This window comes from Streptomyces sp. NPDC104226 (genome assembly GCF_055584085.1).
The window spans coordinates 141,983-167,922 of record NZ_JBVJMS010000010.1 but is presented as its reverse complement, the minus strand read 5'-3'; the positions used below and the strand labels follow the sequence as shown (position 1 = coordinate 167,922).

24 protein-coding genes and 2 tRNA genes are annotated in these 25,940 nt (G+C 71.0%); 16 read left to right on the top strand and 10 right to left on the bottom strand.

Annotated features, from left to right (window positions below; translation table 11 throughout):
• Window positions 1–596 precede the first annotated feature (596 nt).
• From dnaN to ACZ60J_RS29300, 10 genes are all read left to right on the top strand, one after another.
• Entirely contained in the window at window positions 597–1,727 is a 1,131-nt protein-coding gene (gene dnaN / locus ACZ60J_RS29345) for a DNA polymerase III subunit beta (protein ID WP_469686441.1), read from the top strand.
• Between the two features lie 191 nt (window positions 1,728–1,918).
• Window positions 1,919–2,794: a phosphogluconate dehydrogenase (NAD(+)-dependent, decarboxylating) gene (gnd, locus tag ACZ60J_RS29340; RefSeq protein WP_469686439.1), complete on the top strand. Its 876-nt coding sequence runs from the start codon at window positions 1,919–1,921 to the stop codon at window positions 2,792–2,794.
• 102 nt (window positions 2,795–2,896) lie between these two features.
• Window positions 2,897–4,033, top strand: coding sequence for a DNA replication/repair protein RecF (recF, locus tag ACZ60J_RS29335; protein WP_469686437.1), 1,137 nt, complete (start codon window positions 2,897–2,899; stop codon window positions 4,031–4,033).
• Window positions 4,030–4,560, top strand: coding sequence for a DciA family protein (locus tag ACZ60J_RS29330; RefSeq protein WP_469686436.1), 531 nt, complete (start codon window positions 4,030–4,032; stop codon window positions 4,558–4,560). Before recF ends, ACZ60J_RS29330 begins: the two co-directional genes overlap by 4 nt.
• Before the next feature lie 404 nt (window positions 4,561–4,964).
• Window positions 4,965–7,022, top strand: a complete 2,058-nt coding sequence (gyrB, locus tag ACZ60J_RS29325; RefSeq protein ID WP_469686434.1) for a DNA topoisomerase (ATP-hydrolyzing) subunit B — start codon at window positions 4,965–4,967, stop codon at window positions 7,020–7,022.
• A 43-nt stretch (window positions 7,023–7,065) separates the two neighbouring features.
• Window positions 7,066–9,678, top strand: a complete 2,613-nt coding sequence (gyrA, locus tag ACZ60J_RS29320; protein WP_469686433.1) for a DNA gyrase subunit A — start codon at window positions 7,066–7,068, stop codon at window positions 9,676–9,678.
• 86 nt (window positions 9,679–9,764) lie between these two features.
• Window positions 9,765–10,295, top strand: coding sequence for a DUF3566 domain-containing protein (locus tag ACZ60J_RS29315; protein WP_469686431.1), 531 nt, complete (start codon window positions 9,765–9,767; stop codon window positions 10,293–10,295).
• A gap of 107 nt (window positions 10,296–10,402) precedes the next feature.
• Window positions 10,403–10,476, top strand: a tRNA-Ile gene (locus ACZ60J_RS29310).
• A gap of 157 nt (window positions 10,477–10,633) precedes the next feature.
• A complete protein-coding gene (locus tag ACZ60J_RS29305; protein ID WP_208809277.1) occupies window positions 10,634–10,768 on the top strand; it encodes a DLW-39 family protein in 135 nt (44 codons plus the stop codon).
• A 124-nt stretch (window positions 10,769–10,892) separates the two neighbouring features.
• Window positions 10,893–12,200: a hypothetical protein gene (locus ACZ60J_RS29300; RefSeq protein WP_469686429.1), complete on the top strand. Its 1,308-nt coding sequence runs from the start codon at window positions 10,893–10,895 to the stop codon at window positions 12,198–12,200.
• Here the strand turns inward: ACZ60J_RS29300 and ACZ60J_RS29295 are convergent.
• Together ACZ60J_RS29295 and ACZ60J_RS29290 are read right to left on the bottom strand one after the other, a co-directional pair.
• Window positions 12,197–13,444: a serine/threonine-protein kinase gene (locus ACZ60J_RS29295; protein WP_469686427.1), complete on the bottom strand. Its 1,248-nt coding sequence runs from the start codon at window positions 13,442–13,444 to the stop codon at window positions 12,197–12,199. The two genes, ACZ60J_RS29300 and ACZ60J_RS29295, sit on opposite strands and share 4 nt — an antisense overlap.
• Window positions 13,445–13,494: 50 nt before the next feature.
• A complete protein-coding gene (locus ACZ60J_RS29290) occupies window positions 13,495–14,046 on the bottom strand; it encodes a helix-turn-helix domain-containing protein (RefSeq protein ID WP_243331094.1) in 552 nt (183 codons plus the stop codon).
• A gap of 159 nt (window positions 14,047–14,205) precedes the next feature.
• Between ACZ60J_RS29290 and ACZ60J_RS29285 the strand changes: the two genes are divergently transcribed.
• A tRNA-Ala gene (locus ACZ60J_RS29285) sits at window positions 14,206–14,278 on the top strand.
• Window positions 14,279–14,358: 80 nt separating this feature from the next.
• On the opposite strand, the gene ACZ60J_RS29280 is transcribed toward ACZ60J_RS29285, so the two are convergent.
• Together ACZ60J_RS29280 and ACZ60J_RS29275 are read right to left on the bottom strand one after the other, a co-directional pair.
• Window positions 14,359–15,213, bottom strand: coding sequence for a hypothetical protein (locus ACZ60J_RS29280; protein ID WP_469686425.1), 855 nt, complete (start codon window positions 15,211–15,213; stop codon window positions 14,359–14,361).
• 2 nt (window positions 15,214–15,215) lie between these two features.
• Window positions 15,216–15,341 (bottom strand): hypothetical protein, encoded by a 126-nt coding sequence (locus tag ACZ60J_RS29275; protein ID WP_469686423.1) that lies wholly within the window; start codon window positions 15,339–15,341, stop codon window positions 15,216–15,218.
• 246 nt (window positions 15,342–15,587) lie between these two features.
• Between ACZ60J_RS29275 and ACZ60J_RS29270 the strand changes: the two genes are divergently transcribed.
• On the top strand, window positions 15,588–16,601 hold the full coding sequence (locus tag ACZ60J_RS29270) for a LuxR C-terminal-related transcriptional regulator (protein ID WP_469686422.1): 1,014 nt from the start codon (window positions 15,588–15,590) through the stop codon (window positions 16,599–16,601).
• Here ACZ60J_RS29270 and ACZ60J_RS29265 read toward each other — a convergent pair.
• From ACZ60J_RS29265 to ACZ60J_RS29250, 4 genes are all read right to left on the bottom strand, one after another.
• Window positions 16,536–17,585, bottom strand: a complete 1,050-nt coding sequence (locus ACZ60J_RS29265; protein ID WP_469686420.1) for a DMT family transporter — start codon at window positions 17,583–17,585, stop codon at window positions 16,536–16,538. The two genes, ACZ60J_RS29270 and ACZ60J_RS29265, sit on opposite strands and share 66 nt — an antisense overlap.
• Window positions 17,586–17,636: 51 nt before the next feature.
• Complete coding sequence (locus ACZ60J_RS29260) at window positions 17,637–18,371, bottom strand: 2OG-Fe dioxygenase family protein (protein WP_469686418.1); 735 nt, start codon at window positions 18,369–18,371, stop codon at window positions 17,637–17,639.
• A 107-nt stretch (window positions 18,372–18,478) separates the two neighbouring features.
• Complete coding sequence (locus ACZ60J_RS29255; RefSeq protein WP_469686417.1) at window positions 18,479–19,684, bottom strand: argininosuccinate synthase-related protein; 1,206 nt, start codon at window positions 19,682–19,684, stop codon at window positions 18,479–18,481.
• Between the two features lie 110 nt (window positions 19,685–19,794).
• A complete protein-coding gene (locus ACZ60J_RS29250) occupies window positions 19,795–20,463 on the bottom strand; it encodes a hypothetical protein (protein ID WP_469686415.1) in 669 nt (222 codons plus the stop codon).
• A gap of 265 nt (window positions 20,464–20,728) precedes the next feature.
• Here ACZ60J_RS29250 and ACZ60J_RS29245 point away from each other — a divergent pair, with 265 nt between their 5' ends.
• Window positions 20,729–21,547, top strand: coding sequence for an isocitrate lyase/PEP mutase family protein (locus ACZ60J_RS29245; RefSeq protein ID WP_469686413.1), 819 nt, complete (start codon window positions 20,729–20,731; stop codon window positions 21,545–21,547).
• Between the two features lie 62 nt (window positions 21,548–21,609).
• Here the strand turns inward: ACZ60J_RS29245 and ACZ60J_RS29240 are convergent, their stop codons facing one another.
• Window positions 21,610–23,127, bottom strand: a complete 1,518-nt coding sequence (locus ACZ60J_RS29240; RefSeq protein ID WP_469686411.1) for an MFS transporter — start codon at window positions 23,125–23,127, stop codon at window positions 21,610–21,612.
• A gap of 115 nt (window positions 23,128–23,242) precedes the next feature.
• On the opposite strand from ACZ60J_RS29240, the gene ACZ60J_RS29235 reads away from it, so the two are divergent.
• Window positions 23,243–23,722 carry a MarR family winged helix-turn-helix transcriptional regulator gene (locus tag ACZ60J_RS29235; protein ID WP_469686409.1) on the top strand — a complete coding sequence of 160 codons (480 nt, stop codon included), beginning with the start codon at window positions 23,243–23,245 and terminating at the stop codon, window positions 23,720–23,722.
• 113 nt (window positions 23,723–23,835) lie between these two features.
• The gene (locus ACZ60J_RS29230; protein ID WP_469686407.1) at window positions 23,836–24,342 is read left to right on the top strand and encodes a LysM peptidoglycan-binding domain-containing protein; all 507 of its coding nucleotides are present in this window, start codon (window positions 23,836–23,838) and stop codon (window positions 24,340–24,342) included.
• Between the two features lie 85 nt (window positions 24,343–24,427).
• On the opposite strand, the gene ACZ60J_RS29225 is transcribed toward ACZ60J_RS29230, so the two are convergent.
• A complete protein-coding gene (locus tag ACZ60J_RS29225) occupies window positions 24,428–25,177 on the bottom strand; it encodes a DUF5324 family protein (RefSeq protein WP_469686406.1) in 750 nt (249 codons plus the stop codon).
• Between the two features lie 177 nt (window positions 25,178–25,354).
• Here ACZ60J_RS29225 and ACZ60J_RS29220 point away from each other — a divergent pair, with 177 nt between their 5' ends.
• Complete coding sequence (locus ACZ60J_RS29220) at window positions 25,355–25,885, top strand: peptidylprolyl isomerase (RefSeq protein WP_469686405.1); 531 nt, start codon at window positions 25,355–25,357, stop codon at window positions 25,883–25,885.
• The last annotated feature ends 55 nt before the right edge of the window (window positions 25,886–25,940 follow it).

The window sequence follows — 25,940 nt, the reverse complement described above, 5'->3', positions numbered from 1 at the left end:
GGCTGTGGACGAAATATTCATCCACAGGTTCATCCACCGCGTTGTCCACCGGTGGTCCACAGCTTCGCGGGTCCTGTGCACAGGATCAGACGACTTCCCCACACCGTTGTCCACTGTTCGGCAACGGTGAACCCTCCATCACCGCCCCGAGTGAAAGCGGTCACACCGAAGTCGACGTTTGGGTTGTGGAGTACTCGGGAAAACCTGGGGACACACCTGTGGAGTAGTCGGGGTCATCTGGGGATGGCCTGTGCAGAAGTTTTCGTTCTCCACAGAGACACCTGGTTGTCCACCGGTGCCGCCCACAGGGTGTGTGCATAAAAAACCGGGGCTGAGCTGCAGAAACACTGTTATCCACTGTTTCCACAGGCCCTACTACTACCCCCATAGAGAGTTAGCCCGGTTTCGGTTTTCAAGCGGGTCCTGTGCACAACTCGGTGGATCGCCCTCCCCGACACCTCGCTCCCGACTTGACCGGCAGCAGCAACGACTGTCGGCGCCGTACGTCAGACTGGTCCCCGGCATCGGTCGAGGCATCGACGAGCCGACGACGAAGGCCGGCAGGACGAGCGAGCAACAGCAGGAGGCGGTTTCCGGTGAAGATCCGGGTGGAGCGCGACGTACTCGCGGAGGCGGTGGCCTGGGCTGCCCGTAGCCTCCCGGCCCGGCCGCCGGTGCCCGTTCTCGCGGGCCTGCTGCTCAAGGCCGAGGACGGCAAGCTGTCCCTCTCCGGCTTCGACTACGAGGTCTCGGCCCGCGTCTCCGTCGATGCGGACGTCGAGGAGGACGGCACGGTCCTGGTCTCCGGCCGGCTGCTCGCCGACATCTGCCGCGCCCTCCCCAACCGTCCCGTGGAGATTTCCACAGACGGTGTACGGGCGACCGTGGTCTGCGGCTCCTCGCGATTCACACTCCACACGCTGCCTGTGGAGGAGTACCCGGCGCTGCCGACGATGCCCACCGCGACCGGCACCGTGCCCGGCGAGGTCTTCGCCTCCGCCGCCGCCCAGGTGGCCATCGCCGCCGGCCGCGACGACACGCTGCCCGTACTGACCGGTGTCCGCATCGAGATCGAGGGCGACAAGGTCACCCTCGCCTCCACCGACCGCTACCGCTTCGCGGTCCGCGAGTTCCTGTGGAAGCCCGAGGACCCCGAGGCCTCGGCCGTGGCCCTGGTGCCCGCCAAGACCCTCCTGGACACCGCCAAGTCGCTCACCAGCGGCGACACGGTCACCATCGCGCTGTCGGGCTCCGGCCAGGGCGAGGGCCTCATCGGCTTCGAGGGCGCCGGCCGCCGCACCACCACCCGCCTCCTCGAGGGCGACCTGCCGAAGTACCGCACGCTGTTCCCGACGGAGTTCAACTCGGTCGCCGTGATCGAGACCGCCCCGTTCGTCGAGGCCGTCAAGCGCGTGGCCCTCGTCGCCGAGCGCAACACCCCGGTCCGCCTCAGCTTCGAGCAGGGCGTGCTGATCCTGGAGGCCGGCTCCTCCGACGACGCACAGGCTGTGGAGCGGGTCGACGCGAAGCTGGAGGGCGACGACATCTCGATCGCCTTCAACCCGACCTTCCTGCTGGACGGCCTGAGCGCGATCGACTCGCCGGCCGCGCAGCTGAGCTTCACCACGTCCACCAAGCCGGCGCTGCTCAGCGGCCGCCCGGCGGTCGACGCCGAGGCCGACGAGGCGTACAAGTACCTGATCATGCCGGTCCGCCTCTCCGGCTGAGACCGGGAAACGACGCGGCAAGCCCCTCGGGCCCGGCCCCGCTTCCCGCGGGCCGGGCCCGAGGGCGTTCCGACACCCCGAGTGCCCGTGGCGCCGGGCGCCGCGGCCCGGCGTAGGCTCGGCACGGGGGGATGTCCCCGGGCAGGGGAGCACCCCGGCACAGACGGCCACAACGCTTAAGGAACCACCTGATGGAGCTTGGTCTCGTCGGTCTCGGCAAGATGGGCGGCAACATGCGCGAGCGCATCCGCCGCGCCGGCCACACCGTCATCGGATACGACCGCAACCCGGACCTCGCCGATGTCCACAGCCTGTCGGAACTTGTGGACAGCCTGCAGGCCCCCCGCGTGGTGTGGGTGATGGTCCCGGCGGGCGCGGCGACCCAGTCCACCGTCGACGAGCTCGCGGGGCTGCTCTCGCCCGGCGACATCGTCGTCGACGGCGGAAACTCCCGCTGGACCGACGACGAGAAGCACGGCGCGGAGCTGGCCGCCAAGGGCATCGGCTTCGTCGACTGCGGCGTCTCGGGCGGCGTCTGGGGCCTGGAGAACGGCTACGCGCTGATGTACGGCGGCGACAAGGAGCACGTCGCGGCCGTCCAGCCGATCTTCGACGCCCTCAAGCCCGAGGGCGACTTCGGCGCCGTGCACGCGGGCAAGATCGGTGCCGGCCACTTCGCGAAGATGGTCCACAACGGCATCGAGTACGCCATGATGCAGGCCTACGCCGAGGGCTGGGAGCTCCTGGAGAAGGTCGACTCGGTCACCGACGTCCGCGAGGTGTTCCGGTCCTGGCAGGAGGGCACGGTCATCCGTTCCTGGCTGCTGGACCTGGCCGTGAACGCGCTGGACGAGGACGAGCACCTGGAGCAGCTGCGCGGCTTCGCGCAGGACTCCGGCGAGGGCCGCTGGACGGTCGAGGCCGCGATCGACAACGCCGTGCCGCTGCCCGCGATCACGGCCTCGCTCTTCGCGCGCTTCGCGTCCCGCCAGGACGACTCCCCGCAGATGAAGATGATCGCCGCGCTGCGCAACCAGTTCGGCGGCCACGCGGTCGAGAAGAAGTAATCCACAACCGCTCCACAGGTCCACAGCCCGCAGTGGGGATGTGCACAGCCTGTGGAGCGGAGCACAGCAGAGCAGCGGGAAGCCGGGGGAGGTCGGCGCCACATGCACGTTTCGCATCTCTCGTTGGCCGACTTCCGCTCGTACGCCCGGGCCGAGGTTCCCCTCGGCCCGGGCGTCACCGCTTTCGTCGGCCCCAACGGGCAGGGCAAGACCAATCTCGTCGAGGCGATCGGCTACCTCGCGACCCTCGGCAGCCACCGCGTCTCCGCGGACGCCCCGCTCGTGCGGATGGGCGCCGAGCGCGCCGTCATCCGGGCCGCGGTCACCCAGGGCGAGCGGCAGCAGCTCGTGGAACTGGAGCTGAACCCGGGCCGCGCGAACCGGGCCCGCATCAACAGGTCCTCGCAGGTCAGGCCGCGTGACGTGCTGGGCATCGTGCGCACGGTGCTGTTCGCCCCCGAGGACCTGGCGCTGGTCAAGGGCGACCCGGGGGAGCGGCGCCGGTTCCTCGACGAGCTCGTCACGGCCCGCTCGCCGCGGATGGCGGCCGTCCGCTCGGACTACGAGCGGGTGCTCAAGCAGCGCAACACCCTGCTGAAGTCGGCGGCGATGGCCCGCCGGCACGGCGGCCGCTCCATGGACCTGTCCACGCTCGACGTGTGGGACCAGCACCTGGCGCGCACGGGTGCGGAACTGCTGGCCCACCGGCTGGACCTGATCGCGACCCTGCTGCCGCTGGCGGACAAGGCGTACGAGCAGCTCGCGCCCGGCGGCGGCCCGCTCGGCGTGGCCTACAAGTCCTCCGCGGGCGAGCAGGTGGACGGCGGCGGGGCGCGCACCCGCGAGGCCCTGTACGAGGTCCTCCTCGGCTCGCTGTCCGAGGTGCGCAAGCAGGAGATCGAGCGCGGGGTGACCCTGGTCGGCCCGCACCGCGACGACGTGCTGCTGCGCCTCGGCGAGCTGCCGGCCAAGGGATACGCGAGCCACGGGGAGTCCTGGTCCTACGCGCTGGCCCTGCGGCTGGCCTCCTACGAGCTGCTGCGCTCGGAGGGCAGCGAGCCGGTGCTGATCCTCGACGACGTGTTCGCGGAGCTGGACGCACGGCGCCGGGAGCGGCTGGCGGAGCTGGTGGCGCCGGGCGAGCAGGTGCTGGTGACGGCGGCGGTGGACGACGACGTGCCCGGGGTGCTGGTCGGGACCCGGTTCGGGGTGTCCGGGGGGGAGGTGACCCGGCTGTGAGCGGCACGGAGCAGGAACCCCCGCGCAAGGCGGCCGAACCCTCCGGCGTGGACCTGGCGCGCCAGGCGCTGGCGGCGGCGCGCGAGCAGGCGCGGGCCCGGGGCAACGCGGCACAGGGCAAGAAGAACCAGCACCGTCCGGGCCTGCGCTCGGGCGCCCGGGCGGACGGCCGGGACCCGATGCCGCTGATGGCGGCGCTGGACCGGCTGCGCACGGAGCGCGGCTGGGAGATGCCGATGGCGGTGGCGGGCGTGATGGAGCGCTGGCCGGAGATCGTCGGGCAGGACATCGCCACGCACTGCGTGCCGGACCGGTACGAGGACCGCGAGCTGGTGGTGCGCTGCGATTCCTCGGCGTGGGCGGCGCAGCTGAAGCTGCTGGCCCCGCAGCTGGTGGCGCGGCTCAACGCGGACCTGGGGCAGGGCACCGTCCGGCTGATCAAGGTCCACGGGCCGGGCGGCGGGCCGAAGCGGTACGGGCCCTGGCGGGCGCCGGGGAGCACCGGCCCGGGGGACACCTACGGGTGAGTACGGGAGCAGGCCCGGCGCGGTCCGACCGCGTGCGGGCGGCTTCGCATGCCCGCCGGCGCGGGCGCCCGTACGGGTGAGTAGGGGGCGGGCGGCCACCCGTACGGACGGCTGCGCGGGTGGTGTCCCTCACGGTAGCCGGAGGTTGACAGCCCGAAGCGCTCAATGCCCGTGTGAGCCTCTTTGAGCCCCTCCCCGGATATGGGGAGTCGGAGAGAGGAGTTTCCGGGCGGCACATGCGGACTCAGGTACCGGCAAACGCCCATTCATGGGGGTGATACCGGTAGACTGAACGAGAATCCCGCGTCCGCGCGGGATCCAGTCGAGTAAAGCTGACCACCGCTGACAACGCAGATCGACGCAGCCGCTCCCGCTTGCATGCATGCCGGCCCGGAGTACGGCCTGTGCTGTGCCAGAAAGGGCGCTTCGTGGCCGATTCCGGCAACCCCAACGACAACCAGTCCACAGCCGGCAAGAACGGCGAGGTCACCACCTCGTACGACGCAAGTGCCATCCAGGTCCTCGAAGGTCTGGACGCGGTCCGCAAGCGGCCCGGCATGTACATCGGCTCGACCGGTGAGCGCGGGCTCCACCACCTGGTCTACGAGGTGGTCGACAACTCCGTCGACGAGGCCCTGGCCGGGCACGCGGACACCATCGACGTGACGATCCTCGCCGACGGCGGCGTGCGCGTGGTCGACAACGGCCGCGGTATCCCGGTCGGCATCGTGCCGTCCGAGGGGAAGCCGGCCGTCGAGGTCGTGCTGACGGTCCTGCACGCGGGCGGCAAGTTCGGCGGTGGCGGCTACGCCGTCTCCGGCGGTCTGCACGGCGTCGGCGTCTCCGTCGTGAACGCCCTGTCCACCAAGGTCGCGGTCGAGGTCAAGACCGACGGCCACCGCTGGACCCAGGACTACAAGCTCGGTGTCCCGACGGCGGCCCTGCTGAAGAACGAGGAGACGTCCGAGACGGGCACCTCGGTCACGTTCTGGGCCGACGGCGACATCTTCGAGACGACCGAGTACTCCTTCGAGACGCTCTCGCGCCGCTTCCAGGAGATGGCCTTCCTCAACAAGGGCCTGACCCTCTCGCTGACGGACGAGCGCGAGTCGGCGAAGGCGACGATGGGCGCGGACACCGCCGAGGAGACCGACGACCAGCAGGCGCGCACGGTCCGGTACCACTACGAGGGCGGCATCGTCGACTTCGTGAAGTACCTGAACGCGCGCAAGGGCGAGCTGATCCACCCGACCGTCATCGACGTCGAGGCCGAGGACAAGGAGCGCATGCTCTCGGTCGAGATCGCGATGCAGTGGAACTCGCAGTACACCGAGGGCGTCTACTCCTTCGCGAACACGATCCACACGCACGAGGGCGGCACCCACGAAGAGGGCTTCCGCGCGGCGCTGACCGGCCTGGTCAACCGCTACGCGCGGGACAAGAAGCTGCTCCGCGAGAAGGACGACAACCTCGCCGGCGAGGACATCCGCGAGGGTCTGACGGCGATCATCTCGGTGAAGCTGGGCGAGCCGCAGTTCGAGGGCCAGACGAAGACCAAGCTGGGCAACACGGAGGCGAAGACCTTCGTGCAGAAGGTCGTGCACGAGCACCTCAACGACTGGTTCGACCGGAACCCGGTCGAGGCCGCGGACATCATCCGCAAGTCGATCCAGGCGGCCACGGCGCGCGTCGCGGCCCGCAAGGCCCGTGACCTCACCCGCCGCAAGGGTCTGCTGGAGAGCGCCTCGCTGCCGGGCAAGCTGTCGGACTGCCAGTCCAACGACCCGACGAAGTGCGAGATCTTCATCGTCGAGGGCGACTCGGCCGGCGGCTCGGCCAAGTCCGGCCGCAACCCGATGTACCAGGCCATCCTGCCGATCCGCGGCAAGATCCTGAACGTCGAGAAGGCCCGGATCGACAAGATCCTCCAGAACACCGAGGTCCAGGCGCTGATCAGCGCCTTCGGTACGGGTGTGCACGAGGACTTCGACATCGAGAAGCTCCGCTATCACAAGATCATCCTGATGGCGGACGCCGACGTCGACGGCCAGCACATCAACACCCTGCTGCTGACCTTCCTGTTCCGCTTCATGCGGCCGCTGGTCGAGGCCGGGCACGTGTACCTGTCGCGTCCGCCGCTGTACAAGATCAAGTGGGGTCGCGACGACTTCGAGTACGCGTACTCGGACCGCGAGCGGGACGCCCTGGTCGAGCTCGGCAAGCAGAACGGCAAGCGGATCAAGGAAGACTCGATCCAGCGCTTCAAGGGTCTGGGCGAGATGAACGCCGAGGAACTGCGCGTCACCACCATGGACGTCGACCACCGCGTGCTCGGCCAGGTCACCCTGGACGACGCCGCGCAGGCCGACGACCTGTTCTCGGTGCTGATGGGTGAGGACGTCGAAGCCCGGCGCTCCTTCATCCAGCGCAACGCCAAGGACGTCCGCTTCCTCGACATCTGAGTCGGCTCAGCTGACCGCCGCCTGAAAGGATTTCTGACCAGCAATGGCCGACGAAACCACCCCCACCGCCGAGAACACCGAGGAAGAGCCCGTACTGCGGATCGAGCCCGTCGGGCTCGAGACGGAGATGCAGCGCTCCTACCTCGACTACGCGATGTCCGTCATCGTCTCCCGCGCGCTGCCCGACGTACGGGACGGCCTCAAGCCGGTCCACCGGCGCGTGCTGTACGCGATGTACGACGGCGGCTACCGGCCCGAGAAGGGCTTCTACAAGTGCGCCCGCGTCGTCGGCGACGTCATGGGCACGTACCACCCGCACGGTGACTCCTCGATCTACGACGCCCTGGTCCGCCTGGCCCAGCCGTGGTCGCTGCGCATGCCGCTCGTGGACTCCAACGGCAACTTCGGCTCCCCGGGCAACGACCCGGCCGCCGCCATGCGGTACACCGAGTGCAAGCTCATGCCGCTGGCCATGGAGATGCTCCGGGACATCGACGAGGAGACCGTCGACTTCACGGACAACTACGACGGCCGCAACCAGGAGCCCACCGTCCTGCCGGCGCGGTTCCCGAACCTGCTGATCAACGGCTCCGCGGGCATCGCGGTCGGCATGGCCACCAACATCCCGCCGCACAACCTGCGCGAGGTCGCGGCCGGCGCCCAGTGGGCGCTGGAGCACCCGGATGCCTCGCACGAGGAGCTCCAGGACGCGCTCATCGAGCGGATCAAGGGCCCTGACTTCCCGTCGGGCGCCCTGGTCGTGGGCCGCAAGGGCATCGAGGAGGCGTACCGGACCGGTCGCGGCTCCATCACGATGCGCGCGGTGGTCGAGGTCGAGGAGATCCAGAACCGCCAGTGCCTGGTGGTCACGGAGCTTCCGTACCAGACCAACCCCGACAACCTGGCGCAGAAGATCGCCGACCTGGTGAAGGACGGAAAGGTCGGCGGCATCGCCGACGTCCGCGACGAGACCTCGTCCCGGACCGGCCAGCGCCTGGTGATCGTCCTCAAGCGCGACGCCGTCGCCAAGGTCGTGCTGAACAACCTCTACAAGCACACCGACCTGCAGACGAACTTCGGCGCGAACATGCTCGCGCTGGTGGACGGCGTGCCGCGCACGCTGTCGATCGACGCGTTCATCCGCCACTGGGTGACGCACCAGATCGAGGTCATCGTCCGGCGCACCCGCTTCCGCCTGCGCAAGGCGGAGGAGCGCGCCCACATCCTGCGCGGTCTGCTCAAGGCGCTGGACGCGATCGACGAGGTCATCGCGCTGATCCGGCGCAGCAACACGGTCGAGATCGCGCGCGAGGGCCTGATGGGCCTGCTGGCGATCGACGAGATCCAGGCGAACGCGATCCTGGAGATGCAGCTCCGCCGCCTCGCGGCCCTGGAGCGGCAGAAGATCGTCGCCGAGCACGACGAACTCCAGGCGAAGATCGACGAGTACAACGCGATCCTGGCCTCCGAGGCGCGCCAGCGCCAGATCGTCAGCGAGGAACTGGCCGCGATCGTCGAGAAGTTCGGCGACGACCGGCGTTCCAAGCTGGTGCCCTTCGACGGCGACATGTCCATGGAGGACCTGATCGCCGAAGAGGACATCGTCGTCACGATCACCCACGGCGGGTACGTCAAGCGCACCAAGACCGAGGACTACCGCTCGCAGAAGCGCGGCGGCAAGGGCGTGCGCGGCACGAAGCTGAAGCAGGACGACCTCGTCGACCACTTCTTCGTGTCCACCACGCACCACTGGCTGCTGTTCTTCACGAACAAGGGCCGGGTCTACCGCTCCAAGGCGTACGAGCTCCCGGACGCCGGCCGCGACGCCCGCGGGCAGCACGTGGCGAACCTGCTGGCCTTCCAGCCGGACGAGAAGATCGCCCAGATCCTCGCGATCCGCGACTACGAGGCCGCCCCGTACCTGATCCTGGCCACCAAGGGCGGCCTGGTGAAGAAGACGGCGCTCAAGGACTACGACTCGCCCCGTTCGGGTGGCGTCATCGCGATCAACCTCCGGGAGACCGAGGACGGTAGCGACGACGAGCTGATCGGCGCCGAGCTGGTGTCCGCCGAGGACGACCTGCTGCTCATCAGCAAGAAGGCGCAGTCGATCCGCTTCACGGCGACCGACGACGCGCTGCGCCCGATGGGCCGCGCCACCTCGGGCGTGAAGGGCATGAGTTTCCGCGGCGGGGACGAACTGCTCTCCATGAGCGTGGTCCGGCCCGGTACGTTCGTCTTCACCGCGACCGACGGCGGCTACGCCAAGCGGACGCCGGTGGACGAGTACCGCGTCCAGGGCCGTGGTGGCCTGGGCATCAAGGCGGCGAAGATCGTGGAGGACCGCGGGTCGCTCGTCGGGGCGCTCGTGGTGGACGAAACGGACGAAATCCTCGCCATCACGCTCAGCGGTGGTGTGATTCGTACGCGCGTCAACGAAGTACGGGAGACCGGCCGTGACACCATGGGCGTCCAGCTGATCAACCTGGGCAAGCGGGATGCCGTCGTCGGCATCGCCCGCAACGCGGAGGCCGGTCAGGAAACTGACGAGGCCGACGACAGCGAGAACGAGATCGGGACCGAGGCGGCCGTCGAAGGACAGGCCACCGAGGCTGCCGGGGGCACGGAGCCCTCGGCTGGGGAGCACGAGGAGTAAGAGTGAGCGGAGCCACGGGCGCCGGACCGGCCCACACTGGAGCGAACGGTGCCCGTGGCCCCGCCGCGGACTCGCAGGGGGGAACCGTGACGGACACCCGAGGACCGCAGCCGCCTCAGGCCGGCCCTCAGCAGCCCTACCACCCTCCGCAGGCGTACCCGGTGCCCCAGGGCCCCGCGGCGCCGCGGGGGGCGGGCGACCCCGGTGCGCAGCGGGGGCCCCGCACGGGGGCCCGTATGGCGCCCAGGACGCGCAAGGCGCGGCTGCGGGTGGCCAAGGCCGACCCGTGGTCGGTGATGAAGGTCAGCTTCCTGCTGTCGATCGCGCTGGGCGTGTGCACGATCGTCGCCGCGGTGGTGCTGTGGATGGTCATGGACGCCATGGGCATCTTCTCCAGCGTCGGCGGCACGATCAGCGAGGCGACCGGCTCGAACGAGAGCAACGGCTTCGACCTCCAGACCTTCCTGTCGCTGCCGCGCGTTCTGATCTTCACGACGGTGATCTCGGTCATCGACGTGGTGCTCATGACGGCGCTGGCGACCCTGGGCGCGTTCATCTACAACCTGTCGGCGGGCTTCGTCGGCGGTGTGGAGCTGACGCTCGCCGAGGACGAGTAGAGCTTCCGAAGACGGGGCTGGTGACCTGCGCAGACGGGTCACGGGAACCGATTTTGGAGTCACCGGGTCTGTGCGCTAACCTTCAGAAGTCAGCGCGCAGCGCGGATGGGGCTATAGCTCAGTTGGTTAGAGCGCATCCCTGATAAGGATGAGGCCACAGGTTCAAATCCTGTTAGCCCCACAGTGTCGAAGACCCCCAGGCCCATGGCCTGGGGGTCTTCGTCGTTGGGCCAGTTGGTGGATCGGCTGATGGGGCGGTAGGTCACCGATCGGTATCGGTCGGTGTGTATTGTTGGGCGCCAGAAGTCCCCTACGTCAACGAAAGACGAGGTCGCGCGGTGAAGAAGCTGCTCCTGGTCGCACTGGCCGCCATCGGCGGGCTCCTCGTGTACCGCCAGATCCAGGCGGACCGCGCCGAGCAGGACCTGTGGACGGAGGCAACCGACTCCGTGCCTTCTGGTTCCGGTGTGTGAGACCCGAGGTTGATCCCAGAGCCCCGACTGCCGCTGCGGTCGGGGCTTTGTGCTGCTCTGTGACGAAATGTTGCGGTATGCAAAGAAGTTGCTTGCGTTGGCAAACTCGGGGTGGGTGCGCGTGATGGGTGGGGTACGTCGGGTACGGACGGCCGCGGGGGCGGCGCTGGCCGCCCTCGGGCTGGTCGCGGCCCTGCCGGGGGCCGCGGGCGCCGCGGGGACCCCGCAGCCGGTGCCGTCCTACCGGGGCGCCGACGGCGCGCTGGCGGTGGCGGGCAAACCCTCCACGGCCGGAGCGCCGGAGCTGAAGGCGGGATCGGTCTACAAGGACGCGATCGCGCCGGGGGAGCGCTACTACCGGCTCAACCTCGACGCCAGTTCGAGCGTGTACGTCTCCGCCGTGCTCCAGCCCCCGGGCAGCGCCAAGGTGAGCTACACCGACGGCCTCGAGGTGGAGGTCCTGAACGCCGAGAACCGCCCCTGCCCGGGCAGCCCGGGACGGGCGGCCTTCGGCTACGACCCCGTCCCGCTCAGCGCCGTCGGCGCCCGGGTGCGGCAGGAGGACGCCGACTGCCAGGGGGCCGCCACCTACTACGTCAAGGTCACGCGCGAGGCGGGCAAGGACGCGGAGCAGGCCCCGTGGCCCCTGGAGCTGAGGGTCCAGCGCGAGCCGGAGCTCGGCGGCGGGAACGCGCCCACCGCGGCCCCCAGCGTCTGGCCCTCGGCCTCCCCGACCCTGCCGGGCAGCGATCCGGCGCAGCGCCCCGGCGGGACCGGCTTCAACGACGCGCGGGCGCTCGGCACCGGGGTCTGGAGCGACGAGCTGCGGCCCGGCCAGACCCGCTTCTACCGGGTGCCGCTCGACTGGGGGCAGCAGCTCGGGCTCGCGGCCGAGCTCTCCGCCGGCAAGCTGACGAAGGACTCCGGGTACGCCCCGTCCGGGCTCACCGTCTCGCTGTACAGCCCGTACCGGTCCCTGGTCGACGACAAGGAGGCCACCTACGACGGGAAGCAGGCGGGGCTCTCCCTGCCGCGGACGCCGCCGGTGGCGTACGAGAACCGCTTCTCCACCGACCGCAAGCTCGGGGCGGTGCGGGTGGCGGGCTGGTACTACATCGCGGTCACCATGGCCGGGAAGGTCGCGGAGTTCACCCAGGACGCGGTGCCCGTCCCGCTGACCCTGCGCATGGAGGTCATCGGCACGCCGGGCAAGGCCCCGGCCTACGCCGAGGACCTCGCGGCCGCAGGGTTCGGGGTGGGGGAGCAGGACCGTACCGCGGCCAAGGAGGGCAGTACCGCCGTGGAGGCCGATGCCGCCGCCGCGAACCGGTCGGTGATGCGGACGGTCGCGGGCGCCGGCTTCGGTACGGGGACGCTGCTGCTGCTCGTGCTGGGCGGCTGGATCCTGCTGGCCCGGCGGCGCCACCCCTAGATCTGGGTCAGGGCCCAGATCCCGACGGCGAAGCACAGCACCGCGGCGAGCAGGATCCCGGCGGTGACCTTCGCGGGCGGGGGCGCGAGCGCGGTCGTACGGGGTGCGGGAGGCGCGGCGGGAGGCGCGGGCTGCTGATACGCGTACGGGGCCGTCGGCGTGCTCTGCGGCTGCGGCTGCTGGGGATGCGGCGTCGGGGCGGCGACGGCCAGCGGTGGTGCGAGGTGGAAGCTGCCCGTCTCCGAGGGGCCGAAGACCCCGAGGGGAGCGGTGGCGGGCGTGGGGGCACCGGAGGGCTGCGCCGGTACGGAGGGCGCGGCCGAAGCGGAGGGCGCGGCCGTCGGGGGAGTCTCGTACGCGGGTTGCTGGAGGGACCGGGGCGTGAAATCGGCGGGCACCGGGCCCAGTTGGTCGAACACCTCGACCGGATCCGCGTCCGGGCCGGGCGGGGGCAGCAGCTCCACGGCCTCGGCGAGGGCCCTGCGCGCCCCGGTGGCCGTCTGGAACCTGCTCCGGGGGTCCGGCTGGAGCAGCGCGGCCAGGACGTCCCACAGCGGCGCGGGAACGCCCTCCGGCGCATCGGGGGTGCCGTGGGTGAAGAACTGCTCCACGAGGGCCTGGGAGTCGGGCTTGGCGCCCTGGAGCAGGTAGAGGCCGACCAGTCCGACGGCGAACAGGTCGGCGGTGAAGTCGGGTTCGGATCCGAGGAGCTGCTCGGGAGCGAGATAGCCCGGCGTGCCGACCACGTAGGCGGTCTCGGTGAGGCGGGGCTCGCCCTTGCGCATGGCGATGCCGAAGTCGGACAGCCGCAGGTGCGGCCGCCCGGTTCCAGTGGCCTCCATCAGGATGTTGGCCGGTTTGATGTCGCGGTGCACGACACCCTCCGCATGCACCGCCGCCAGCCCCGACAGGAGCTGGTCGAGCAGCGTGCACACGAACCGGGGCGGCAAGGCCCCGTAGTCCCCGATCACATGGGCGAGGGAGCCGCCGGCGACGAGGTCCATGGTGAAGAGGACCTTGTCGTCGTCCGCCGCCCAGCTGGCCGGGGCCAGTACGTGCGGGTGATCGATCCGCAGCGCCTGCTCGCGGACGAACCGCAGCAGGGTGTGGGCATCGCTCTGCAGGAGGACCTTCGCTGCGACGTACCGGCGGCGCCGGTGGTCCCAGGCACGCCATACGGCGCCGGCGCCGCCACGTCCGATCGGGTCGATCAGTTCGTACCGGCCGGCGAAGATCTCACCCATTGCTGCGCCCGTCCCCCGTCGTCAGCCGCGTCCGTCGCCTGCGTGGCGTGTCAGTTCTGGTGCGCCTCGTAGTGCGCGACGGCGTCGGAGGTGCGGCCCGCTCCGTACACCCGGAGAAACTCTGCCAGTTCCGGGTGGGTAGGGGCGAGGGTGTCCGCCGCGTCGATGATGTCGCCCGCCGCGGAGACCGAGCGCAGCAGCGACTGGATCTCGCGCACGACGCGCTTGACGGTGGGTGCGCCGGAACCGGTGGCGGCCTGGCTGGTGCTGTTGCTGAGGACGGAACCTCCCTGGGTCTTCTTGATCTCGTCCATCCGGTCGGTGGCCTCTCCGGCGCTGACGCTCCCGTCGGCCACCTGGCCGGCGAGATCCTGGAGAGCCTGAACCCGCTGGACCACGGCGGGGTTTCCGATCTTCGCCCGCTGACCGCTCATCAGCTGGGACAGCATCGGAGCCGACAGCCCGAGGACGGCAGCGAGGCGGGCCTGGTTCAAACCGAGGTCATCTATGAGCCGGCGGAAGAGCGCGCCGAGCGGCTCCCCGTACCAACTCCGCTGGAGTTCCCTGGCTCTGGCGGTCGCCTCTTGCTGTACTGCGTCCACTCTTACTACTCCCCTTCGCTGGTGCGAACCTCGCGAGCATCTTACGGAGAGTGGTCGCGGGGCGGGAGTCCCTATCATTTTGCGGGATGAGGGGGTACACCCGGTACTCTGTCCTAAGGAACGGTCACTCCCTCCCGGGGAACGGCCGTGCCCGCGTACGGGGCCTTAGCTCAGTTGGTAGAGCGCTGCCTTTGCAAGGCAGATGTCAGGAGTTCGAATCTCCTAGGCTCCACAGTCAAGAAACCCTGCCTGACCAGCGGAAACGCCGGTCAGGCAGGGTTTTTTCATGCCCTGGCACCCAGGGGCCCCGGGTCAGCGGGGGCCCGGGCGGCGGCACAGTTCGTGGAGCCGGGAGATGCGCCAGCCTTCGCCGAGGGGTGCGCCCCGGGGAGTCAGCAGGACGCCCGAGTTCGCCCGTACCGCTTCGGTCAGTGCCGGGCCGCGCAGGTCCGGTGAGGCGGTGAGGGTCCGGGCGAGTGCCGTGACCGCGCTGTCGGCCCGGCGCACCGCGCAGGAGTGCGCGTGGACGGCCCAGACTTCGAGGCCCGCCGCGTACGCGTCGAGGGAGCCGAAGGTGGCGAGTCCGCAGTCGGCGGGGATCAGTACCGGGCCCCTGGGCGCCACCGCGCGGGCGAGGCGCAGGCAGAGTTCCTGGGGGGCCAGTACCGCCAGGACGTCCTTCGAAGCGGCGGCGGTGGACGGGGCCGCGGACGGTGCCGTGGCCAGTCCGGCAGCGGCGGCCTCCTGGCCCACCCGGCGGGCCAGTTCCGTCCACTGCGCGCTGCCGTCGTGCAGTGCCGAGAGGGAGACCGCCCCCAGTGCGACCGCCCCCTCGACGATCAGGCGCGGCAGGGAGTCCTCGTCGGGGGCCCAGCTGAGCGCGGTGGCCTCGGGCTGCAGGAAGGGCAGCAGGCAGGTCAGCCCCGCCGCCCCGTAGGCCGCGGCCACGGCCTTGCCGCGGGCCGGGTCGCTGTGTCCGACCACCGCCGCGTAGTCCCCGGCCACGACCTCGTCCTCGACCCCCATGGTCTCGTCGTGCACGCGCCAGTCGGCCGCCGCGGGGTGCTCGGTCCTCGCCCGCTCGATCCCTCCGAGGAGCGCCGCCCCCCAGGCGGCCCGGGGGCCGGTCAGTGGGGCGACGACCGCTACTTCCGGTCGCCTCGTCATGGTCAGCCCCAGATGAAGGAGTCGGTCGCGGCAGCCTCCGGCTGCGGCGCGGCGAGGGCCGCGGGGGCTCCGCCGAGGACGAAGGCGGCGGCGATCACGACGAGCAGAGCGGTGCGGACACGAGACATGGAGAACCCCCGGAACGATGTGTGCTGTGGTGTGGAACCAGCATGCTGTGGGCGGTTCGGCGGTGGCTACGGATGCGAAGTTCCGGGACCGGCCATGGCCAGGGGCGGACACGGCGGGCGCTGCCGCGGCCCCTGCGACCTCTGCGGATGTCCGTATGCCGGACCAGGCTGGCCGTGATGCGGACCCCTTCCTAGGATCGCGGGTGCGAACCGTGGGGGATGGTTCGTCAAGCCGAGGGGGCGGTGTTGGACGACGTACGGGTCAAGGCCCAGGAGCTGTACCGGATCGCGCTGGACGACGCGTCGTGGCGGCCGGAGCTCGTCACCGTGGAACGCGGTTGGACCGACCCGGAGTTCGCGGACGTCCTGCGGCTGCTCAACCGGCTCGGCCTGTTCGTCCCCTCGCCGGAGACCCGCAACGGCTGGACGGCGCTGGCCCCGGACACGGCACTGCGCAACCTCCTGCTGGAGGAGGAACAGCACACCGGGGCCCTGATCTCGGCCGTGCAGCAGACCCGGGCCGCGCTCGCCCAGGTCGTCACGGACTTCCAGCCGGTGCACGCCCGGGAACTGTCCTCCGTACAGATGGAGGTGGTCACCGGAGCCGCCAACGTCTCGGCCGCCCTGGAGGACGCCTCGCAGCGGGTCGAGCGCGAGGTGCTGTCCCTGCACCCGGGCCGGGCACTGCCGGCCGAGATGGTCGAAGCGGGCCTGGAGCGGGACCGGCTGGCGCTCGGCCGCGGGGTGCAGATCCGTACCATCCACCTGGGTTCGGCCGCCGCGGTGCCGCACATGACCGCGTACCTGCGCAGGCTGAACACCGCAGGGGCCCAGGTGCGCACCGCACACACCCTGCCCCTGCGGCTGATCGTGGTGGACCGCTCCCTGGCCATCGTCCCGGCCCCCGAACCGGTGGACGGGGACATCGCCGCCGTCGTACTGCGCGGGGAGACGCTGGTCGGCGTGCTGCGCGGGATCTTCGAGCACTGCTGGGCGGCCGCCAGCGTGCTGGGCGAGGCCGCTACCGCGACGAGCCCGGCGGCCCCGGAGGGCGAGGGTGGGTGGCAGCCCACCGGACGCCACCGCGAGCTGCTGCGGATGCTGGAGGGCGGACTGACGGACGAGACGATGGCCCGCAAGCTCGGGGTGTCCGAGCGCACGGTCCGCCGTCTCGTCTCCGAGCTGACCGAACGGCTAGGCGCGGCCAGCCGGTTCCAGGCCGGAGTGTGCGCGGTCCGTCTGGGCTGGCTCGACGACTGAGGCGGTGGCCGCGGCGGTCTCCTCGGCGGCGTGCCCGTCCGCGGTGGTTTCCACCGCGGTGGTCTCGTCCGCGGCGGCCGGGCCGGCGGCGGCCGTGCGGCCCCAGGCGGTGCCCGCGAGGACCAGCAGGGCGCCCGCCAGGCCGAGCAGTCCGGGCCGGTCCCCGGCCAGTGCGATGCCGAACACGGCGGCCCACACGGGCTCGGTGCCGAGCAGGAGGCTGACCCGCGAGGGCGAGGTCTTGCGGACGGCCCACATCTGCGTGAAGAAGGCGAAGAGCGTGCAGAACACGGACAGGTAGACCAGCCAGAGCCAGTCGGACACGTCGAACGCGGCGGCGGCCGCCCACGGGGTGCCCCCGGTGCCCGGGGCGAAGGACAGCAGGGCGAACACCGCGACCGCGCTGCCGAGTTGGAGCGTGGTCATCGACATCGAGTCCGCGCCCCGCACCGACTTCATCCGCGACATGGCGAGGACGTGGACGGTCCGGGCCAGGGCCGCGCCCAGCATCAGCAGGTCGCCGAGGGAGGGCGCGGTGAAGCCGGCCCCCTGGGTCAGCAGCAGGACGCCCGCCACGGACAGCCCGGCCGCGGCCATGAACGGGCGCGGCAGCGCCGTCCCGCGGATCCGGCTCTCCGCGATCGGGGTGAAGATCATCGTGAGGCTGATGATGAGTCCGGCGTTGGTCGCCGAGGTGTGCACCACCCCGTAGGTCTCCAGCAGGAAGATCCCGGCGAGGATCAGCCCGAGGACGCCCGCGCCGCGCACCTGCGCCCCGCTGAGGGCGCGGAGCTTGCGCCACCCGGCGATGACGAGCACGGGCAGCGCCACCGCGAACCGCAGCACCAGCACGGCCAGCACGGTCTGGGTGGTGGTGACGCCCTTGGCGGCCAGGTAGCTCGATCCCCACACCACTGCGACCAGCAGTACGGGCAGATCGGTCAGCCAGGCGCGGCGGGCCCGGGCGGTGGCGGTGGCGGTCATCGGGACTACTCCTACGGGGTGTGGGGGAGGGGCGGAGCGCGGGGTGCGCGCTCAGCGGGCGGTGTAGGCGATCACCAGGACGTCGCGGTGGGCGGCCGTCTGGGGGTCGACGGGCTGCAGCCCGGTCACCGAGTGCAGGGTCCGGCGGTCGTCGCCGAGCAGGAGGTCGCCGGGCTCGGTCAGCGTGGTGGTGAGCAGGTGCTCGCCGGCGTCGGTGTAGACGCCGCTCTCGCCGCCGGTGACGTTGGTCCGGCCGATCATCAGCGAGGTGATGAAGGTGACGCCGTCGCGGTGGCGGCCCTCGGGGGCCGGCTGCCCCTCCTGGTCGGCGGAGGCGATGATCCGGTACGGGTGGAGCTTGATGTTCCAGGTCTTCGTGCCGTCGACCGCCGTGAAGATGCGGCCCAGTTCGACCAGGACCGACCGCAGGAGCTGGTCGCCCACGAAGGCGCCGGTCAGCGGGTCGAAGACGCGCTCCACACCGCCGTTGAGGGGGTTGACGTCGGTTTCCTGGCGGTAGGGCTCGTGGGGGAGCAGGCTGAGCTCGCCGGAGTCCGCGTCGAGCTCGAACTGGCCGTAGCGGCGGAAGCGGTAGGTGCCGCCGTCGGCCATGTGCGTGTCGAGCGTCAGCTCGTCCCAGTGGGCGGCGAAGCGGGCCCAGTCGGAGGCGTCGGCGTCGACCAGGTCGGAGAGGGCCCGGGAGGGCATCAGGTGCCCGCCGGATCCGGCGAGGGCGGCGGTGGCGTCGAGCGCGACGGGGTGCGTGGTGGAAGCGGCAGTGCTCATGGAAGTGCTCCGTGGAAACGAGGAAGAACGGTCGGTACGGGGATCCGTACGGGGACCCGTAAGGGAATCCCTCCGCGCGGGAATGCGCGCGGGGAAGGGAAACGGCCTCAGACGGCCGTGAGCAGGGAGTCGGCGCGGGCGAACGGCGCGGACTCGGCTTCGATCGCCCGCTCCTCCCAGGCCTCGCGGTCCCGCAGGTACAGCGGCTTGACGGCGTTGATGGCCCGGGTCTCCGCCCCGCCGGTCCGCAGCCGCCAGGTCACCGAGCCGGTGGTGCGGGCGGCGCACGTGTCCATGAACGCCTGGACGGTGAGGCGGAGGTCGCCGAACCAGCGGCCTTCCAGCGCCTCGCGCACCCAGACCTGCTCCAAGTGGCGCTTCTCCCGGATGAGTTCGGCGTCCAGGCAGGCGCTCTCGACGTGCCGGTAGCTGCTCAGCAGCAGGTAGGCGCCGGGCATCTCGCGGATCTCCAGCACCTTCTCGCCGTGGTCCAGGTGCTCCAGGCCGGAGTAGCGGCCGAGACCGTAGGCGCCCACGCGGTGGTTGAGCTGGTCGATCAGGTCGGTGAGCGACATCGGCACCCCGTCGACGGCGACCGGGAGCCCGCGCTCGATGGAGACGGTCAGGGTCTCGGAGTCGCCGGGCAGGGCGGTGGGCCGGCTCCAGGTGTACATGTCCTCCGGGACCGCGTGGCGCTCCGGGTCGTCGAGGATGCCCGACTCGAACTCGCGGCACCACAGGTTGGAGTCGCCGCTGACGATCCGGCCGGCGAGCAGGTCGATCCCCGCGGACCGCAGCTCGACCAGCTTCTCCTCACGGGTGACCGGGTCCAGGTCGTACGGGCTGCCGAAGCTGCCCTCCCAGCCGAGCAGGGTCAGCGCGCCGTTGAGCCGGCGCAGGGTGTTCTGCGAGCGGTTCGCGGTGTGCAGGACGGTCTGGGCGCCGAGGGCGCGGGCCAGGTCCACCGCGCTGCGGGCGATGAGCGGGCGGCTGAGGGTGGAGCTGACCGGGTGGATGCCGAGGTAGACGGCCTGGGCGGCGATCGCGGGGGCGACGTACTGGCCTGCGAACTCCTCGCGCCGGTCGAGGATGTGGATGGTCGCACCGAGCGCCTCCGCCACCTGGCGCTTGTACTGGCTCGACTCGTCCTCGCCGATGTCGACGCTGACGGCGTGCACGTCGCGGACGCCCATGCGGCGCAGCCGCAGCAGCAGGTACGAACTGTCGAGGCCACCGCTGAACAGGGTGACGACGGGACGGTTCGGGTCCAGCGTGTCGAGCTGCGAGAAGGAACGTATGAGCGGGGACTGCATGGTCTCTCCAACCTTGGCGCGGTTCACAAGAGAGGAGATTTCCCTGCGGCGGACTTCCGGACAATGGATTCCGGCCGTCCGCGCCCGGCCATGACCGGTCCCGGACGGGGTCAGGCGCGGGTACGGGCCTTGCGGGCGCGCAGCGTCAGGGCGGTGGCGAGTCCGGCGAACACCGCGACGAGGCCGGCGCCGAGGGCAGCGGTGTTCACGTCGTCCCGGGGGGCGACTTCGGCGCCCGCGGCGACCGGGCCCTTGGGGACGACGACCGTCTGCGGCTTCGCGTCCGTGGCGGGCTTGGCGGAGGGCTTGACCGAAGGCTTCGCGGACGGCTTCACCGACGGCTTGACGGACGGCTTGGCGGCGGGCTCCGCCTTCGGCATCAGCTGGAAGCTCGAGGCACCCTCGCCCAGGACGCGGATGTCGAAGCCCTCGCCCTTGTTCGTGAGCTTGTACTGGACGCCGTCGAGCACGGCCAGGGTGTGGGTGAGGTCGAGCTTCGCCAGGACGCGGCCGGCCCAGCCGTCGCCCGGCTTCCAGCCGGTGCCGACGGAGCGGATCCAGACCTCCGGGCCCTCGGACTTGTTGCGCAGCACCGCGATCTTGCCCTTGCCGAGCGGGACGATCTCACCGTTGTAGCGGTCGTTGCCCGAAGGGTCCGCCGACACCGCGGTCACGGACTGCGCAGCCTGGGCGGGCGCGGCGATGGCCGTCGCGGCGGGGGCCAGGAGGGCTCCGGCGAGGGCGGCGGTGACGATCGAGGTGCGGAGGGCGGTACGCATAACGACTCCTTGGAGCATGGTCGGGGAGGGTGGAGAGTCGCATGCCGCGGTGTCTCTGTCGGGGTTTCGTCCGGTCAGGTCTGCGGGGCTGCTGATGAGAAATCTACGGATCCTGATCGACCGGAACGTGGTCGTCCTGTCATGGCCGGGTAACAGGCACCGGTCGTTAAACCGCCGGATGACCAGCGCACTCCCCGGTTAAAGTCCCCTTTCCGTGGACGTATGTGACGGGTCCTTAGGGACCTTTCAGTTGAGGAGAGTTCGCATGACCGTGGAAGCGAAGAGCACCGAGAAGGCCCGGCGGCTGAGGGAACTGGGCGAGGGGCTGCTCGTCCTGCCCAATGCCTGGGACGCGGGCAGTGCGGCGGTGATCGAGTCGGCCGGGGCGGTGGCGATCGCCACCACCAGCGGGGGCGTGGCCTGGTCGATCGGCCGTGGGGACGGACAGCACGCGACGAAGGCGGAGATGCTGGCGGCGGCCGCGCGGATCGTGGCGGCCGTGGAGGTCCCGGTCACCGTGGACATCGAGGGCGGCTACGAGGACGTCGCGGCCACCGTGCGCGAGGTGGTGGCGGTGGGCGCCGTCGGGATCAACCTGGAGGACTCGAAGGCGGCCGACGGTACGCTCCGCACCGCCGCGGAGCAGGCCGACCGGATCCGCGCCGCCCGTGCGGCGGCCACCGCGGCCGGCCTGCCGGAGCTGGTGATCAACGCCCGTACCGACGTCTTCCTGTTCGGGATCGGCGAGGAGTCCGGCCGCCTCGCCGACGTCCTCGCGCGGGTGGAGGCGTACGCGGCCGCCGGGGCCGACGGGATCTTCGTGCCGGGGCTGCTGGACCTGGACACCCTGGGCGAGATCGCGCGGGGCCCGCTGCCGGTCAACGCGATGGCCGGGCCGGGCGGTCCGTCCGTCGCCGAGCTGGCGAAGGCCGGAGTGCGCCGGGTCAGTGTCGGGACCGGGGTGGCGCAGGCGGCGTACACGGCGGCCCGCGCCGCGGCGGTGGAGGTGCTGGAGCAGGGGACGTACGGGGCCCTCGAAGGGGCGGTCGACTACGGGACGCTCAACGGGCTGTTCGTGAAGTAGGAACGGGCCTGCCCGATGTTTCACGTGAAACATCGGGCAGGAATGGCGGGAACGACAGGGAGTCACCGGCGCGGGCCGGTCCGCAGTAGGGTCGCCGCCGCCACGAGTGCCGTGAGCATCAGACCGGCTCCGATGCCGAAGGCCAGGTGGTAGCCGGAGGTCAGGGCCGCGGCGCGGTCGAGGCCGGTGGCGAGGGCCGAGTCGGTGCGGGCGGCGGCCAGGGTGGAGAGGACGGCGACACCGAGTGCCATGCCGATCTGCTGGGTGGTGTTGAACAGGCCCGAGGCGAGGCCCGCGTCCTGCTCGTCGGCGCCGGACATCCCGAGCGCGGTGAGGGCGGGCAGGGCCAGACCGAAGCCGGCGGCCAGCAGCATCACGGGGAGCAGGTCGGTGACGTAGTCCGCGCGGACCGGGAGCCAGGTCAGCAGACCCAGGGCGGCCACCAGCAGGGCGAGTCCGGCGAGGAGGACGGCCCGCTCGCCGAAGCGGGCGTTCAGCGGGGCGGAGGCGAAGAGGGAGACCCCGCCGATGACCACGGCCGCCGGGAGCATGGCCAGGCCGGTCTCGGCGGCTCCGTAGCCGAGCACGTTCTGGAGGTACAGGGCGACCAGGACCTGGAAGGAGAACAGCGCGGCCACCATCAGCATCTGGACCAGGTTCGCGCCGACCACGGTCCGCGAGCGGAAGATCCGCAGCGGTACCAGCGGGGTGCGGGCCGTGGCCTGGCGTGCGGCAAAGCCGGCGAGCAGGGCGACCGAGAGGGCGCCGAGGCCGAGGGTGTGGGCGGAGACCCAGCCGTAGCGCTCCACCTCGACGACGGTGAAGATGCCGAGCATCAAGCCCGCGGTGACCAGGAGGGCGCCGATGACGTCGGCTCCGGCGCGCAGCCCCGGCCGGGCGTGAGCGCTGTCGGCGGGGAGTGCGGGCAGGGCCAGTGCGAGGGCGGCCAGTCCTATGGGCAGGTTGATGAAGAAGATCCAGTGCCAGTCCAGGGCATCGGTCAGGACACCGCCGAGCACCTGGCCCAGGGAGGCTCCTGCCGCGCCGGTGAAGGAGAAGACGGCGATGGCCTTGGCCCGCTCGCGCGGTTCGGTGAACAGCGTGATGAGGATGCCCAGGCTGACGGCGGCGGCCACGGCGCTGCCGAGGCCCTGCAGGAACCGGGCGGCGATCAGCACCTCGGGCGACCCGGCGAATCCGGCGAGCAGCGAGGCCCCGGTGAAGACGCCGGTCCCCGCCAGGAACATCCGCTTGCGGCCGATGAGGTCGCCGAGCCGGCCGGCGAGGAGCAGCAGGCTGCCGAAGGCGATCAGGTAGGCGTTGACGACCCAGCTGAGTCCGGCGGGGGTGAAGCCCAGGTCCTTCTGGATGGCCGGCATCGCGACGGTGACGATGCTGCCGTCGAGGACGGTCATCAGCACCCCGGTGGACAGCACCCCGAGGGCGGTCCACCGGGAGCGCAGCCCGCGCGGGGCGGCGGGTGCGGCAGGTGCGGCAGGTGTGGCAGGTGTGTCCGGGGTGGCCGGTGCTGAGGAGGCGGGAGCCGGAGCGGAGGGAGCGGGAGCGGCGGTGGCAGGCATCTGTGGTCCCCAATCGGTGATCGGCAGGCGGTGAGAGCGGCTGACTTGATGAGACCGTATCAGATAGTTCTGTTGCAGACGATCTATTGGAGACTGAATTGCTAGACTGGCGGACATGACAGCCATGGCGCCCGCGCAGAACGAGCCGGACCTCTCCTTCCTCCTGGACCACACCAGCCACGTCCTGCGCACGCGGATGGCGGCCGCACTCGACCGGATCGGGCTCACGGCACGGATGCACTGCGTGCTCGTGCACGCGCTGGGCGAGGAGCGGACGCAGATCCAGCTCGCCGAGATCGGGGGCATGGACAAGACGACGATGGTCGTCACCGTCGACGCCCTGGAGAAGGCCGGACTGGCCGAGCGGCGGCAGTCCGGCACGGACCGCCGGGCCCGCGTCATCTTCGTCACGGAGAAGGGCGCGGCCCTGGCGCAGGAGAGCAGCCGCATCGTCGACCAGGTACACGCCGAAGCCCTCGGCTCCCTCGCCGACGCGGACCGCGAGGCCGTGCTCCGGGTACTGAACCTGCTGGTCAAGGGCGATCTGGAGACTCCGTCGGAGAGCCCGAGGCCGGCCCGCAGGGCCCGCCAGTAACCGGCCGGCATCCCCCGGATGGCCCCGTCACAGGGCCGTCCCGGACCTTCTGGCAGACAGTGGAACAAGGGACTCAGCCCAGGGGGGCACCACCATGCCGGAGGCGTACGCACATGGGACTGTTCGACTTCATGAGGTCCGACAAGAAGAAGGAAGAAGCCGAGAAGGCCGCCCAGAAGGCGGCTGAGCAGGTGCAACAGCAGGCCTCGGCCACCCCTGCGCCGCCGGCCGCGATGCCCGGCGACACCGGGACCAAGTACACCGACGCGGCAGCGGCGACCAAGGCGGCCGCCGAACGCATGGCGGCAGCGGCGCCGCCCAAGCCCGCACCGATGCCGCCCAAGGCCGCACCGGCGCCCCCGGCCGCACGCCCCGCCGCGCACACGCCCACGCCGGCCTCCGCCGCGCACAAGGCGGTGCCCGCGGCGCCGATGCCGAAGCCGGCGCCCAAGCCGCAGCGCACGTACACCGTCCGCTCGGGCGACTCGCTCTCCGCGATCGCCCGCCGTGAGCTCGGCAACGAGGGCCGCTGGCGCGAGCTCTACGCCATGAACAAGGGCGTCATCGGCTCGAACCCCGACATGATCCACCCGGGGATGAAGCTCACCCTCCCCAACTGACCGCAGCGCACGAAACGCAACGAAAGAGGCGGGGCCCGGATCCTCTCCCAGGATCCGGGCCCCGCTCTTCGTTCTTCCGCGTTCCTCAGCGGTGCTTGCGCTTCGCGTCTTCCGCGTCGATCCGCTCCTGCACGGCCTCGGCCTCGGCCTCCAGGCTGGACGCGGTGTTCCTCGCCTCGCGTTCCTTCTCCCGAAGTTCCTCGTCGTAGGGGGCCGGAGCCTCCTCGCGCGCCGACAGCTCGGTCGCGGCCGGCGGCTCGACGAGCCAGTCCGGGTTCGACTGCTGGTCCCACCAGCGCCACGCGGCGTAGGCCCCGCCGGCCAGGACGCCGACGACCGCCGCTCCCTTGAACCACCGGCCGCAGCGCGCACGCCGCTCGTGGCTGCGCACGAGCTTCCTGACCTCCTTGGCCGACACCTGGCCGCGCAGCGCCGCCAGCGCCGCCGTCGACCGGGACGCGGCCTCCTCGGCCACCGGCTGGGCCGCCGCGAGGGCGCTCTCCAGCCGCGGCTGCGTGTACTCCATTGCCTGGACGGCCGCCAGACGGGTCTGCTTCACGGCGTTGGACGCCGCCCGGTCGACGTTCGGCGGAACATGGGAGCGCGCCGATTTGAGCCGGGGCTGTACGTGGCAGCCGTACGTGTGGCGGGCATGTCTGGCAGCCTCGCCGGCCGCGTACGACACCTTCGGTGCGAGCCGTTCATTCGCTTCGTGGGCGTAATGCACCGCAGCGTGCTTGGCGGATTCCGCGTACGGCGCCACCACTTCTGCTGCGTGCCGCGCCGTATCCCTGGCACTCATCGCTGCCAGGTGCACGCTTTCCTTGCGGGTCACGGGGGATCCTCCTCCTCGGTGGCGGACACAGTTCACCTTTCCACCCTTTGTCGGATCATGCCTCTCATACCGCCGACCGGCATGCGTGACAGGGCATACGGTGGACGATTTCCGCCCCGTGCAGCTCTCCGTGCGAGGATCTGAAACCGACAGTGACGACGCGAGGAAGGCAGATCCGTGGCCGAGAAGCTCTACGCCACCCTGAAGACCAACCACGGCGACATCGAGATCGAGCTTCTGCCGAACTTCGCTCCGAAGACCGTGCGCAACTTCGTGGAACTCGCCACCGGTGAGCGCGAGTGGACGCGTCCCACGGACGGCCAGAAGACGACGGACCCGCTCTACGACGGCACCGTCTTCCACCGCGTCATCAGCGGGTTCATGATCCAGGGCGGCGACCCGCTGGGCAACGGCACCGGCGGCCCCGGCTACGCGTTCGCCGACGAGTTCCACCCCGACCTGGCCTTCACCAAGCCCTACCTGCTCGCGATGGCGAATGCCGGCCCGGGCACCAACGGCTCGCAGTTCTTCATCACCGTCGCCCCCACCGCCTGGCTGACGCGCAAGCACACCATCTTCGGCGAGATCGGCGACAAGGCCAGCCAGAAGATCGTCGACGCCATCGCCGCGGGTCCCACCAACCCGCGCACCGAGCGCCCCCTCGACGACGTGATCATCCACTCCGTCGTCATCGAGAAGCGCGCCTGACCGCAGGGGAACCTTTCGGCCCCGCCCGTCCGTCCTCGATACGTACCGGACGGGC

What these genes read in the sequence shown, in the direction of transcription:
- ACZ60J_RS29230 (WP_469686407.1), top strand. Translation starts at nt 23,836, where the DNA reads ATGGGACTGTTCGACTTCATGAGGTCCGACAAGAAGAAGGAAGAAGCC.
- gyrA (WP_469686433.1), top strand. Translation starts at nt 7,066, where the DNA reads ATGGCCGACGAAACCACCCCCACCGCCGAGAACACCGAGGAAGAGCCC.
- gnd (WP_469686439.1), top strand. Translation starts at nt 1,919, where the DNA reads ATGGAGCTTGGTCTCGTCGGTCTCGGCAAGATGGGCGGCAACATGCGC.
- ACZ60J_RS29235 (WP_469686409.1), top strand. Translation starts at nt 23,243, where the DNA reads ATGACAGCCATGGCGCCCGCGCAGAACGAGCCGGACCTCTCCTTCCTC.
- ACZ60J_RS29255 (WP_469686417.1), bottom strand. Translation starts at nt 19,684, where the DNA reads ATGCAGTCCCCGCTCATACGTTCCTTCTCGCAGCTCGACACGCTGGAC.
- ACZ60J_RS29260 (WP_469686418.1), bottom strand. Translation starts at nt 18,371, where the DNA reads ATGAGCACTGCCGCTTCCACCACGCACCCCGTCGCGCTCGACGCCACC.
- ACZ60J_RS29275 (WP_469686423.1), bottom strand. Translation starts at nt 15,341, where the DNA reads ATGTCTCGTGTCCGCACCGCTCTGCTCGTCGTGATCGCCGCCGCCTTC.
- ACZ60J_RS29295 (WP_469686427.1), bottom strand. Translation starts at nt 13,444, where the DNA reads ATGGGTGAGATCTTCGCCGGCCGGTACGAACTGATCGACCCGATCGGA.
- ACZ60J_RS29265 (WP_469686420.1), bottom strand. Translation starts at nt 17,585, where the DNA reads ATGACCGCCACCGCCACCGCCCGGGCCCGCCGCGCCTGGCTGACCGAT.
- ACZ60J_RS29250 (WP_469686415.1), bottom strand. Translation starts at nt 20,463, where the DNA reads ATGCGTACCGCCCTCCGCACCTCGATCGTCACCGCCGCCCTCGCCGGA.
- ACZ60J_RS29240 (WP_469686411.1), bottom strand. Translation starts at nt 23,127, where the DNA reads ATGCCTGCCACCGCCGCTCCCGCTCCCTCCGCTCCGGCTCCCGCCTCC.
- ACZ60J_RS29245 (WP_469686413.1), top strand. Translation starts at nt 20,729, where the DNA reads ATGACCGTGGAAGCGAAGAGCACCGAGAAGGCCCGGCGGCTGAGGGAA.
- recF (WP_469686437.1), top strand. Translation starts at nt 2,897, where the DNA reads ATGCACGTTTCGCATCTCTCGTTGGCCGACTTCCGCTCGTACGCCCGG.
- ACZ60J_RS29280 (WP_469686425.1), bottom strand. Translation starts at nt 15,213, where the DNA reads ATGACGAGGCGACCGGAAGTAGCGGTCGTCGCCCCACTGACCGGCCCC.
- ACZ60J_RS29300 (WP_469686429.1), top strand. Translation starts at nt 10,893, where the DNA reads ATGGGTGGGGTACGTCGGGTACGGACGGCCGCGGGGGCGGCGCTGGCC.